General features: G+C 58.7%; 11 protein-coding genes. 4 read left to right on the top strand and 7 right to left on the bottom strand.

The genetic code is table 11. The features are described from left to right. Nucleotides 1–68: 68 nt before the first annotated feature. Nucleotides 69–1,172 (bottom strand): redox-regulated ATPase YchF, encoded by a 1,104-nt coding sequence (gene ychF / locus JJQ51_RS16655; RefSeq protein WP_113332241.1) that lies wholly within the window; start codon nucleotides 1,170–1,172, stop codon nucleotides 69–71. Between the two features lie 233 nt (nucleotides 1,173–1,405). Between ychF and clpS the strand changes: the two genes are divergently transcribed. Continuing rightward, entirely contained in the window at nucleotides 1,406–1,717 is a 312-nt protein-coding gene (gene clpS, locus JJQ51_RS16650) for an ATP-dependent Clp protease adapter ClpS (RefSeq protein ID WP_113332322.1), read from the top strand. Nucleotides 1,718–1,729: 12 nt separating this feature from the next. Here the strand turns inward: clpS and JJQ51_RS16645 are convergent, their stop codons facing one another. The 5 genes from JJQ51_RS16645 to JJQ51_RS16625 form a co-directional block, all read right to left on the bottom strand. Further along, the gene (locus tag JJQ51_RS16645) at nucleotides 1,730–2,206 is read right to left on the bottom strand and encodes a GNAT family N-acetyltransferase (RefSeq protein ID WP_113332242.1); all 477 of its coding nucleotides are present in this window, start codon (nucleotides 2,204–2,206) and stop codon (nucleotides 1,730–1,732) included. A 1-nt stretch (nucleotide 2,207) separates the two neighbouring features. Then, a complete protein-coding gene (pth, locus tag JJQ51_RS16640; RefSeq protein WP_269244966.1) occupies nucleotides 2,208–2,924 on the bottom strand; it encodes an aminoacyl-tRNA hydrolase in 717 nt (238 codons plus the stop codon). Nucleotides 2,925–2,997: 73 nt separating this feature from the next. Next, entirely contained in the window at nucleotides 2,998–3,729 is a 732-nt protein-coding gene (locus JJQ51_RS16635; protein ID WP_269244965.1) for a substrate-binding periplasmic protein, read from the bottom strand. A 14-nt stretch (nucleotides 3,730–3,743) separates the two neighbouring features. Beyond that, on the bottom strand, nucleotides 3,744–6,110 hold the full coding sequence (locus tag JJQ51_RS16630) for an EAL domain-containing protein (protein ID WP_113332244.1): 2,367 nt from the start codon (nucleotides 6,108–6,110) through the stop codon (nucleotides 3,744–3,746). Between the two features lie 245 nt (nucleotides 6,111–6,355). Beyond that, nucleotides 6,356–6,973 carry a 50S ribosomal protein L25/general stress protein Ctc gene (locus tag JJQ51_RS16625; RefSeq protein ID WP_113332245.1) on the bottom strand — a complete coding sequence of 206 codons (618 nt, stop codon included), beginning with the start codon at nucleotides 6,971–6,973 and terminating at the stop codon, nucleotides 6,356–6,358. A gap of 301 nt (nucleotides 6,974–7,274) precedes the next feature. On the opposite strand from JJQ51_RS16625, the gene JJQ51_RS16620 reads away from it, so the two are divergent. The 3 genes from JJQ51_RS16620 to JJQ51_RS16610 all read left to right on the top strand — a co-directional run bounded on the left by JJQ51_RS16620 (nucleotide 7,275) and on the right by JJQ51_RS16610 (nucleotide 11,533). Further along, nucleotides 7,275–8,717 carry a hypothetical protein gene (locus JJQ51_RS16620; protein ID WP_269244964.1) on the top strand — a complete coding sequence of 481 codons (1,443 nt, stop codon included), beginning with the start codon at nucleotides 7,275–7,277 and terminating at the stop codon, nucleotides 8,715–8,717. Nucleotides 8,718–8,811: 94 nt separating this feature from the next. Next, nucleotides 8,812–10,272 (top strand): hypothetical protein, encoded by a 1,461-nt coding sequence (locus JJQ51_RS16615; RefSeq protein ID WP_152096214.1) that lies wholly within the window; start codon nucleotides 8,812–8,814, stop codon nucleotides 10,270–10,272. A gap of 25 nt (nucleotides 10,273–10,297) precedes the next feature. Next, the gene (locus JJQ51_RS16610; RefSeq protein ID WP_113332248.1) at nucleotides 10,298–11,533 is read left to right on the top strand and encodes an MFS transporter; all 1,236 of its coding nucleotides are present in this window, start codon (nucleotides 10,298–10,300) and stop codon (nucleotides 11,531–11,533) included. A 14-nt stretch (nucleotides 11,534–11,547) separates the two neighbouring features. Here the strand turns inward: JJQ51_RS16610 and JJQ51_RS16605 are convergent, their stop codons facing one another. Beyond that, entirely contained in the window at nucleotides 11,548–12,480 is a 933-nt protein-coding gene (locus JJQ51_RS16605) for a ribose-phosphate pyrophosphokinase (protein ID WP_069612657.1), read from the bottom strand. Nucleotides 12,481–12,568 lie beyond the last annotated feature (88 nt).

Raw genomic sequence — 12,568 nt, 5'->3', positions numbered from 1 at the left:
GTGCGCGGTTTTCGGGCGACATCCCGCTCTAACTTTTTAATTTAGAGACGGATTCAGATAGAAGGCGATCAGGTGTTGAAGCGGAAGTGGATGACGTCGCCGTCCTGGACGACGTATTCTTTGCCTTCGTCGCGTGCCTTGCCGGCTTCCTTGGCACCGGTTTCGCCGTTGTAGGCGATGTAATCGTCATAGGCGATCGTGTTGGCGCGAATGAAGCCGCGCTCGAAATCCGAGTGAATAACGCCGGCGGCCTGCGGAGCCTTCGTGCCCTGTTCGATGGTCCAGGCGCGCGTTTCCTTCGGGCCTACCGTGAAATAGGTGATGAGGTGCAGGAGCTTGTAGCCTGCGCGGATCAGGCGATCGAGGCCGGCTTCGTCAAGGCCGAGCGCGGAGAGGAATTCCTTCGCCTCCTCATCGGGCAACTGCGCCACTTCCGCCTCGATAGCTGCGGAGATGATGACGACCTCCGAATTCTGCTCCTTGGCCATGGCAGCCACGGCCGCCGTATGCTCGTTGCCGGTCGCGGCATCGCCTTCGGCGACGTTGCAGACGTAAAGCACCGGATGCGAGGTCAGCAGGTTCAGGCTCTTGAGGATGCGGATCTCTTCGGCATCGAGCTTCGAGAGCAGCGTGCGAACAGGCTTGCCTTCCTGCAGCAGCTTCAGCGAGGCTTCCATGATCGGCAACATCGCCATGGATTCCTTGTCCTTGCCGGTGGCGCGCTTGCGCGTCTGCTCGGTGCGGCGTTCGAGGCTCTCGAGATCGGCAAGCATCAGCTCGGTCTCGATGGTCTCAGCATCGGCGACGGGATTGATGCGGCCTTCGACATGGGTGATGTCGCTATCTTCGAAGCAGCGCAGCACATGCACGATGGCATCGACTTCGCGGATGTTGGCGAGGAACTGGTTACCGAGACCTTCACCCTTCGATGCGCCGCGCACGAGGCCGGCGATATCGACGAAGGAGATGCGCGTCGGGATCAGCTCCTTCGACTTGGCGACGTCGGCAAGCTTGCGCATGCGCGGATCCGGCACCGCGACTTCACCCGTGTTCGGCTCGATCGTGCAGAACGGATAGTTGGCCGCCTGTGCCGCCGCCGTCTTGGTCAGCGCATTGAACAGAGTGGACTTGCCGACATTCGGCAGCCCGACGATACCGCATTTGAAACCCATGGCACCTTGTCCATATCTTGAAAATCTTTGCTGTGCCTATGGGGGAAGGGCCGTTGCGGGTCAAGTCTTGTGCGGGCAAGGAGGCTTTTTTCTGCCGAAAGAGAGGCAGAAGTCGCGCGAATACTCCTTTGTATTACCTGAGAGGCGCTGTCGTCCTTGAACCGTGTAGTGCGCTGCACTATAATTTCTCTATTAGCCCAAAGCCTCTTTCCCTGTCGTCAACGGTGATGCCGATGAGTGACAATGATGTTGTCCTGAAACCGAAGACTAAAACGAAGCCGAAGGTCGAACGGCCGAAGCTCTACAAGATTATTCTCGTGAACGACGATTATACGCCGCGGGAATTCGTCATCATGGTGTTGAAGGCTGTCTTCCGCATGAGCGAGGAGACCGGCTATCGGGTGATGATGACGGCACATAAGCTCGGCACTTGCGTCGTCATGGTCTGTGCGCGCGATATTGCCGAGACGAAGGCGCAGGAGGCGGTCGATCTTGCCAAGGGCGCCGGCTTCCCGCTGATGTTTACGACCGAGCCGGAAGAATAGGAACGGCCGCTCTCACTGCGCGGGCCGGCGGATATGGAAGCCGGTCTTGTCCTGCTTGAAGCCGCAATTGGCGTAGAAACGCAGCGTAGCCGGATTTTTCGAGCCGGTCAGCAGCATGACCTTGTAGCAGTTCCTCTCCCAGGCGCTTGCGAACGCCTTATGGATGAGCGTGCCGGCAAGACCGCGCCGACGGTATTCGGCATGGGTCACCACATTCTCGATCAAAGCATAGGGCGCACCGCCGCGCGTGAGATTGGGAATGACGGTCAGCGTCACCGAGGAGACGGCCTTGTCGCCGTCAAAGGCGGCCAAGATCGTCATGCCGGAATGCGCGAGGATTTCCGCAAAGCGGCTCTCCGCGAGGCTTAGGTCCAGTATCGGATCTTCCGTGTGCAGGTGCCGGTAAAGTGCAAGCAGCGTGGGGAGGTCCGCCATCGCGACCGACCGGATGACGATATCCGCCGCGCTTTCCACCGCTATTTCCGACATCTCAATTGTCCTTCTTGCCGAACATCCGCTTCAGCATTTCCGCCATGGGACCGGTTTCCGGGATGTTCGGCTTGATATGATTGCGCGCCTGATGAATGTGGGACTTGGCAGGCGCCTTCTTTTCCGGCTTGGGCGCGTCGTCTTCCGCCTTGCCGCCAAGGGCAAGCGCGATCTTGTTCATTAACTGCGAATCTTCACCGCGCACCAGCATGTCGGCATTGTCGGCGAGCGCGTCGAACAGCGGCTCCAGCCAGTCCCTGTCCACTTTGGCGAAATCGCCGAGAACGTGATTGTGCACCAGTTCCTTGGCGCCGGGATGACCGATGCCGAGCCGCAGACGGCGGTATTCCTTGCCGCAATGGGCGTCGATGGATTTGATGCCGTTATGGCCGCCATGGCCGCCGCCGGTCTTCAGTCGCGCCTTGCCGCCTGGCAGATCGAGTTCGTCATAGATGACAACGAGATCGGACGGCTGCAGCTTATAGAAGCGCATGGCTTCGCCGACGGCTTCGCCCGAGAGGTTCATGAAGGTCTGCGGCTTGATGAGCAGCACCTTCTGGCCGCCGAGTTCGCCTTCGGCAATCTCCGCCTTGAATTTCTTCGACCAGGGCGAAAAGCTATGGCGGCGGTGGATCGCATCCACGGCCATGAAGCCGATATTGTGGCGGTTGCCCTGATATTTGGCGCCCGGATTGCCGAGGCCCGCGATGAGAAGCATACGCTTCATCCCTTCGAAAATGCCGATGTCCTTCACCACAGCGATTTGACGGCAAAGTCAAGGCGGGATGCGGTCAGTCGCCGAGGTGCAGGCCGTACTTCAGGAAAATCCGCTTTTGCGTTCCGTCGGCAATCAGCGCATTCAGAGCCACTTGCATCCTGTTCAGGAGATCGGTCGGGAAATCCTTGTGGCAGGCGATCCCCATGGGCTGTTGCGAGAGAAGGGTCACCTTTTCCACGGCGTTGCCCTCTTTCTGCAACTTGTCGAAATAGAATTCCGAGATCGGCATCAGGTCAATACGGTCGCTCATCAGCTTCTTGAGCGCGGCCTTGAAGTCGCTGCCGACGTCGATGCGCGGGAAGTCGTTCCGGCGCAGGAGCGCTTCCGTATAATCTTCTCGCCAGGTGCCGACGAGATATTTCCTGGCTTCGGCGATGTTGCCGGCGGTAACACCGGAGCCGCTATGCTTGATCAAAACATTACGGTCGATCAGCACCGGCTGCACCCATTTGAAGAGCTTGTCGCGTTCTTCGTTGTGAGCTGCGACGAATACACAGGTCATGGGTTCCATCAGCGCCTGATTGTAGGCTCGCGCCCAAGGCATGATGTCGATCGTATAGTCGACGCCGACATCGGTCATCACCTTCCGCACCTGGTCGGTGGTCGCTCCGACTACGGTCTTACCCTCACGATAGTTGAAGGGCGGATATTCCTCAGTGGTGAAATGGATCGTCTCGGCGTGGACTGAGGAGAAGAGTGTGAGCGAAAACAGGCTGGTAGCAATCATAAGCAGCGGTTTTCGCATGCGGTTCCTCATCGCTATGACGCTTGTGCTACGGGGGAAGGGTGATGTTGGTGCGAGCCGACCAGCGTCCTTACCAGATTGTCCGGATGCAGCGGCCGGTAGAATAGATAGCCCTGGCCATAGTCGATACCCATGGCGCGCAGGGTTGCGCATTCCTCCTCGGTCTCCACGCCCTCGGCAATGACCGTGCAGTTCATCTTGTGCGACAGCGTGGTGATGCTTTCGACCAGCATGCGGCTCTTGGCGCTGACATCGGACGCAGTATCGTTGATCGCCCGGATGAAGGATTGATCGATCTTGATGATGTCGACGGGGAAGCGATTGATATAGCTCAGCGAGGAATAGCCCGTGCCGAAATCGTCGAGCGCGATGCGGCAGCCGTAGCGGCAGATCTCGTTGATGACCATGCGCGTCTCCGGATTGTCATCCATGAGGACGGCCTCGGTGATTTCCACGACGATGCGCTGGGGTGCGATTTCGTAGCGCGCCAGCAGGGCCGCAATGCGCAGTGGCAATTCCTGCTCGAATTGCAGCGGCGAGAAGTTGATGGCGAGATAGGTGTCCTGCATGCCCTCGATCCGAGAGAGGCGAGCAAAATCGGCGATAGCCTTCTCCATGATGCGGTTGCCGATGCGAATGATGGAACCCGTCTCCTCCGCGACCTCGATGATGCGGCCAGGCGGCAGGATGCCTTTCTGCGGGTGATGCAGGCGCATCAGCGCCTCGAAACCGGCGATCGAGCGGTCGTCTATATTCACGACGGGCTGCAGATAAGCTTCGAACCAGTCTTCGCTGAGGCCGGTTTCGATATAGTTCTCCAGTTCGGCCCGGCGGCGGGAATCGTCCAGCATGCCGTTGTCGAAAATTTGTGCGCCGTTCTTGCCATCGCGTTTCTTGGCATACATGGCGATATCGGATTTCAGCAGCAGTTCGGCCGCGTTTGCGGCCTGACGCGGGTAGATCGCAATGCCGATGCTGGCGCTGAGGCGCGCGTCGCCGATGAAGGGTGCCTCGAAGGCCTCGGCAATAAGGGCCGCCATGTCGATCGCTCTTGCTTCCGCATTCTCGGCCAGCAGCAGCATGGCAAATTCGTCGCCGCCGAGGCGCGCGGCGATATCGCCCGGCGCCAGGCATTTCTGCAGGCGCGATACCAGTTCGCGCAGTGCCGCATCACCGGCAGCATGGCCCATATTGTCGTTGATCCACTTGAAGCGATCGAGATCGATGAAGAGGCAGGCGAGCTCACGCCTGCGCAGGTCGGCTTCATTGATCTTTGCGTCCAGCGCGCTCTCGAAGCCCTGGCGGTTGAGAAGGCCGGTCAGATGGTCGGTAATCGCCTGCCGCAGGTTACGGTCTTCCGACTGCTTGAGTTCGGTGACGTCGGTCATGACGGAGAGCGACAGACCGTCCTGGATCGCAGTTGTTTCGAGGATCAGGACATCCATGATCCGCCCATCCTGGCAAAGGAATTTCACCGTCACGGCGAGGCGGGCGGCACTGTCGGGGTTGCCGCGTTTGCGCTCTATATATTGCATGCGCGAATCCGGCAGAATCAGGCTTGCAAACTCGCGGCCGATCACCTCGGCGCGATCATAGCCTGTCGCCGCGAGCCAGTAGTCGCTGACGGCAGCGATGCAATCATTCTTGTCGAGCGAGAAAAGCATGGCGGGCGTCAGATTATAGGTGTCCGTCGCCCGGCGATGGGCCAGCTTCAGTTCGTTTTCCTCGCGCTGGAGTTTGCTCTGCATATCGTTGAAGCTGCTGGCAAGCCGACCCATTTCGTCGTTCGACTGCCAGTCGACATGATGACGCGAGCCGAGCCGCCGTGTCGCCTCGATGGCATGCGTCAGCCGCATCAGGGGCTGGATGACGAAGATACGATTGCCGATCAGCGCCGCGCCGAAGACCGTCAACACAGCGAAGATGAAGATGGAGATGAAGACGATCTCTTCGCTCTTCAGGCCGTCGAACAGGCCGAGTTGAGGATAATAGACCGTGATGGTGCCAAGCCGCTTCGCACCGTCGACGCCGTTGTAGATGATTGGCCGGTCAACGGACTCCAGATTGCCCTTGTAAGATTTCGGGATGGTCGATTGCGTGACGTCGAGCTGGCCGGAAAGATCGCGGACGTTGACACGGACGATCGCGCCTTCGGCAACGGTGGTCGCGCTGATCTGGGTGACGCTGTCTTCGTCGAGGTCCCATAGCGGCTTTGCGAGGGCCTGGGCATTAGCGACGAGGAGAACCGTTATGTGATCCTTGATTTCCTTTTCGGCGCGTTCGGACGACAGAAAAAGGAAAAGGACGAAGAGCGGCGCTACGAAAACCAGCAGCGCACCGCAAACGATCGCGAAAAACCTGTTTTCGACCGAATGGCTCATAGTTCCGTTAGCTCCCCGGTCATAGACCAGCGGATTTTGGGCGCGCCGCTTTCTACAACTCTTTCGCGTAGATTTTCATGAATCCGTTAAATGTTGCTGAAACTGTGGGGTTAATGGAAATCAACGATAGTATAGATCCAAGACGTTCTTATTTTTACTTTCTCTAATATTTATTCCCGGACATGAAAAAACCCGCCGTCCCAAAAGGGAGGCGGGTCTCAAATGCTTCAGGTCGAAGATGCCAATCAGGCGCTGGCTTCTTCGCCGCCTTCTGCTTCGTCTTCAGCAAGGCCGGCTGCCGGGGCAACAATCGTTGCGATCGTGAAGTCGCGGTCGGCGATGACCGGGGTCACGTTCTTCGGCAGCTTGACAGCCGAGATGTGGATGCTGTCGCCGCTCTTCAGACCGGAGAGGTCAACGGTGAAGAACTCCGGGATCGCATCGGCCGGGCAATGAACTTCGACTTCGTGGCGAACGATGTTCAGCACGCCGCCAGCCTTGAGGCCCGGGGACTTCTCGTGGTTTTCGAAATGAACCGGGATTTCGACGGTGACCGCCGTGTTGCCGGAAACGCGCAGGAAGTCGACGTGAACCGTGAAGTCACGGACCGGATCGAGCTGGTAGTCCTTCGGCAGAACCTTGATCTTCTTGCCGTCGACGTCGATCGTTGCGATCGTCGTGAGGAAGCCGCCGGCGTGGATGCGCTTCGTCACCTCATTGGTGTTGAGAGCGATAGAAATGGGGGCCTGCTTGTCACCATAGATGACAGCGGGAATGAGACCATTGCGGCGAAGTTCACGGGCGGACCCCTTACCAACCCGTTCGCGCGCCTCGGCCTTGAGCTCGTAGCTTTCGTGGCTCATAGCTATTCCTTTCGAGGTTATTTGGAGAGTTCATTCGCTCGGTCATGCGCCGTATCGATTGAACTGGAGGAGGGCGTACCCTGCCTCATCCGCGTTGCCTCCAAGGGTGTCTACGCGGACGCGTGGCGTATAATACAAAGCGGCCAAAGGTGCAAGCACCCCCGGAATGCGAAGCCTTGTGGTGACATTGCAACTGCCGCGAACAAGCCTGAGGTGGCATGTCTATCAACGCCTTGACATATACCCTCGGCCCCATCAACAGTCGAATGCAATCGATTGGCGTCAGAAGGAGAGGTCGGGCATGCGTTCCAGAGCAATCGCCGCCGCGGTTTTTTCCATGGGTCTTGCTGGCGCATCACAGGCTGCCGACGTCAATGAGCAAGGCGCCAAGGAACTCCGCAACATCCTGACCCATTCGCTTTCGCAGGACCTTGCCCGCAGCGATTTCGTGACCGTCAAGCCGGCCGGCGATCAATATGAGATTACCTACGATCTCGCGAAATTCTTCGACAAGATCAATTCGAATGCGTTTTCGGTCACGGGTTTCAAGCCGCTGTCGCTTTTTGCGCAGCCGGTCGAACAGGGACGGTGGCATCTGACGGGCGACAACAGCCTCGATGTCGCCCTGCATTCGCCGACCTCGGACATTGCCTATTCGATCGTTTCCAGCTCTTTCGACGGCATTTTTGACCCTACCATCGAAATGATGCGGTCGATGGGTATCAAGAGCAGTGGCGTGAAATTTTCGAGTGCCGGCAGCGGCCCGAAAAGCGGGCGCAAGATCGATGCGACAATCGACAGCGCCTCCTTTGCCCATACGGTTACCGACAGCAGCGAAGCCGGCAAGGTCGACCTGCAATTGCAAGGAACGCTGCAGCGCTTGCGTGAGCAGTTCACTGTGCGTCCGGACGCTTCGCCCATCATTTTTAGCGCCGATAGCGTCGATACCAATGTCACAGCGACAAGCCTGCCGGTGAAGGATCTGCGCGCGCTCATCCGTTTCTTCGTTCAGCACGTAAAGGCTAAGCAGCTGTCGCAAAGCGGCAGCGAGAAGTTCGAGCAGCTGGTCCATCAGGCCCTGCCGGTTTTCGGTTCGCTCGGCAAGACCGTGACCGTGAACAATGCGCTGGTGGCAACGGAGAGGGGCAAGGTCGGCGTCAAGCGCATCGACTATAGTTTCAAGATGGACGGTCTAACCAAGGCTTCGAACGTCAATCTCGAGCTTAGGGCCGAGCAGTTCACCCCCGATGCCGATCTCGTGCCGGCTGCCTTTACGCCCTTCCTGCCTGCGGCGCTGGACGTTCAGCTCGGCGTGCCCAATATCAACTTTGCCGGTCTCATCGATGCCGGGCTCGATTCGATTGCAACACGGGCGACGCCGGTTTCCGGCGAGGCTCTGAAACGCACGATGTTCCCGAGCGGCTACGGAACGCTGGAGTTCCCGAAGATCAGCGCAAAGTCTGACGTCTATGACGTCGAGGTTTCCGGCGCGCTGAAGGGCTCGACCAAGCCGCATTCCGGCATTTCGCTGCAGGCGACGATCCTGGCGCGCGACTTCGACAAGACGGTTGCAGCACTTCAGGAGGCCGCCAAGGCTCAGCCTCGTTTGAATAGCGTTTCTTTCAGCCTGCTGGCCGCCAAGGGTTTTGCCAAGACCGACCCGGACGGCCGTCTCCGCTGGGACATCACGATGGATGAAGACCGGACGGTGACGGTCAACGGACAAGTGATGAAGAAGCCTTGAGGTTTGAGGGCAAGCCCATAAAGTTCCATGCGAAAGGCCGCTCGGCTCTTTCCAGATTTCCACGTTTCTTTTCCATCATATTTGGGGGTGAATTATGCGTTTCAAAGCGGTTGCCACGGCGGCTGTTCTCGCTGCCGGCGTGGCCGGCCTTGTGCAGGCGGCTGACGTCAGTGAGCAAGGTGCCAAGGATCTCTACGGCAATCTGACCTACTTCCTGCCTGATGATATCGCCAAGAGCGGTGCGATTTCGGTCAAGCCGGTCAGCACGCACTATGAAGTCACCTATGATGTGCAGAAGCTGCTCGACAAGTTGAACGTGAGCGATTTCGCCATCAGCGGCCTCAAGCCTTTGATGATGCTGGCGACGCCGCTCGATAGCGGCCTCTGGAACATCGAAGGCAACAATGCCTTCGATATCACGGCGAAGTCCAAGCCCGGCAGCGGTCCCGACACCGAATTTCGCTATGCCCTGGCGTCATCGACCTTCCAGGGCGTGTTCGACCCTGCGCTTCACTATCTGCGTTCTATGGATATGAAGGGCAACGGCATCACCATCGCGACAAAGACCACCGACGCAGATAAGAGCGTCCAGAAGAATGACGCGACGGCCGACAGTATCGTCTACACCCTGTCATCGGCAGACAGCGGTGAGCCGGGCAGGCTCGATCTCAAGATGAACGGCAGCCTGCAATCGCTCTACGACAAGATTTCGGCCGACGATGCAACGCTCGGAGAAATCAAGATCGCGGCGATCGACTTCAACGCTGGCGCGACCAGGCTGCCGCTGAAGGCGGTGAATTCCCTGTTGCAATTCGTCTCCGAACACAAGGATGAGAAGACGCTTTCCGATGCCGACAGCAAGGCGGTCAAGGCCCTGCTGATGGATGCGATGCCGATTGTCGGCTCCTTCGAGGAGTCCGTCGCGATCAAGGACATTGCGGTCACGACGCCATTCGGCAACGGCGGCCTGCAGAAGATGGGCTATTTCTTCAAGGTAGCCGGGCCAGCCAATGCCATGAACGCCGATTTCGGCCTGAATGCCGAGAAGCTTGCCCTGGAAACGGGCCTGATCCCTGAAGACTATGTCGCCTTCATTCCCGATACGGCCGATATACAGGTACAGGTGCCGAACCTGAATTTCTCCGCTCTGGCGGATGTGTTCCAGCAAGCCGATTTGAAGAACCCGGAGAGCGATAAAGCCCTGGACGAGAAGCTGCAGAAGGCCATGTTCCCCGACGGGACGATGACCATCAACTTCCCGAAGATCAGCGCCGTCTCGGGTCTTTATGATGTCGAGGCTTCGGGCAGTATGCGCGGCTGGCTGACCGAAAAGGACCGCGTCGCCATGAAGATGACGGTTCTTGCCCGCGATCTCGATAAGACGATCGCCGCCATCCAGGAGGCCGCAAAGACCAAGGAGGATCTGTCTCAGCTCTCCTTCGGCCTGATGATGGCCAAGGGCTTTGCCAAGACGGATGCCGATGGACGCTCGCGCTGGGATATCGATCTTTCCGACGACGGTCACGTGACGGTCAACGGGCAGGTCATGAAGTGAGCCACTCCGAAATCAGAATGCGATCATGTTCGTCCTGAAGCCGCTGAGCCAGCGCTCGATCTCTCTCTTATGGGCCGGCCAGGTGCTGGCGGCTACAGGCTCCGAATTCTACATGGTCGCAGTCGTCTGGATTGCGGCCGACTTCATCGGCCGCGATGCGGGATATGTCTCCGCATTGCAGTCCGGTGCGCTGCTGTTCGGCAGCCTGTTCGGCGGCATCGTCACGGATCGCTGGCGGCACAGCACGACGATGATTACTGCCGATCTGCTGCGTGCGGCTCTATTGCTGATGCTGTCCCTGGCAGGTCTTCTGCATCTGATGAGCCTGCCGCTGTTGATCGTGCTTGCCGGAAGCATCGCGTTGTTGACGTCGACGTTCGATCCGTCGCTGCAGGCGACTCTGCCGGTGATTGCCGTCGATGCCGAAGTCCGGCATGCGACCAACGGCTTGTTCGATGCCACCCGCCGCATGGCGCGTATTCTCGGCCCGAGCCTGATCGCGCTTGTGAATGGGCTCCTGCCGAAATCTCAGTTCTTCACGGTCACGGCTGCTACCTTCATATTGTCGGCGCTTGCCGTGTGGCTGGCGGTGGCGAAACTTCCAACGCTGTCGCGGCGCCGGGATTTCTCCGGAATGGCGGCTGTGGTGGACGGCGTTCTCGGTGGCTGGCGCGCAGCGCGGGGCCATGCGGCAATCCTCTATGGCCTCTTCACCAACCTGATGGGAAACGTTGCCTGGGCGATGGGCATCCTGCTCGGCATGATCCTGCATTTGCGCGAAACCAGCGCCAACCCGTTGACCGACTATAGCCTGATGATGACGGCTTACGGCGTCGGCAACCTGACCACCAACCTGATCCTCGGCAGCGTCAAGCCGCGCCGGCCGGTGGTCTGGATCATCGTGGCGAAGCTCATTTTCGGATCTGGCGTTTTCCTGCTGCCGCTGATGCATGATCGGATCGGGTTGATGATCGTTGCCTGCTTTGCGGCGATCAACGGTCCCTTCGAGAACCTTGCCACGCTGCACCTGATGCAGACGCGCTGCGAGCCGCATCGTCTGGCGCAGGTCTATCGTCTATTGATGTGCGCCATATTCACCGGCCTGCTTCTGGCCTACCTGATGTCGCCAACCCTGTTCGCGTGGTTCGGCATCGGGCCTTCGATTATGGGATCGGGCGCGGCCGTCTTCATCTCGGGGCTGTTGGGCATTGGCCTGCTCGCATGGAAACAGGCGCATCCTGCGGGAGCAAAGGCCACCTGAGGCGGGCCTCAGGCTCAGTCGAACAGGCTTGAAACCGATTCTTCCTGGCTGGTGCGATTGATGGCTTCGCCGATGAGGGTCGCCGTCGTGATAACGCGGATATTCGGCGCCGAAAGTACGGCGGTCGTCGGCTGGATGGAATCGGTAATTACCAGTTCCTTCAATTTCGAGTTTGCCACGCGGGTCACCGCGCCGCCGGAGAGAACGCCATGAGTGATATAGGCGGTAACGCTTGCCGCACCTTGTGCGAGCAGTGCTTCGGCAGCATTGCAAAGCGTGCCGCCGGAATCGACGATATCGTCGATCAGGATGCAATCCTTCCCGGCCACTTCGCCGATGATGTTCATCACTTCGGACTCACCCGGGCGGTCGCGGCGCTTGTCCACGATCGCCAACAGACAGTCAAGACGTTTTGCCAGGGCGCGGGCGCGCACGACACCGCCGACATCGGGCGAGACAACCATCACGTTGCCAATATCGTAATTCGCCTTGATATCGCGCGTCAGGATCGGAACCGCATAGAGATTGTCCGTGGGAATATCGAAGAAACCCTGGATCTGGCCGGCGTGCAGGTCGAGGGTCAGTACGCGGTCAGCGCCGGCCTCGGTGATCAGATTGGCCACCAGCTTGGCCGAGATCGGGGTGCGCCCCGAGGCGCGACGATCCTGGCGGGCATAGCCGAAATAGGGGATAACCGCGGTTATGCGCCGCGCCGACGAGCGGCGCATCGCATCGATCATGATCAGCAGTTCCATAAGATGATCGTTGGTCGGAAACGACGTCGGCTGCACGAGGAACACATCCTCGCCACGTACATTTTCCTGGATCTCTACGAAAATCTCTTGGTCGGCGAACCGACGGACGCTAGCTCTTCCCAAGGGAACGTTGAGATAATTGCAGATCGCTTCGGCAAGATGCCGGTTCGAATTGCCTGCGAAAACCTTCATTGTGGCCCGCCTATTACCAACCTGATAGCCGCGCTTTTAACCGCCTTGCTCTCGAATGCAAGAGGGAGAGACACGTTAGCTTCATATT

Origin of the sequence: Rhizobium sp. AG207R, assembly GCF_027109195.1 — a bacterium.
Classification (GTDB): domain Bacteria; phylum Pseudomonadota; class Alphaproteobacteria; order Rhizobiales; family Rhizobiaceae; genus Rhizobium; species Rhizobium dioscoreae.
The sequence above is the reverse complement of the archived record's forward strand: the minus strand, read 5'-3'. Positions and strand labels throughout refer to the sequence as shown.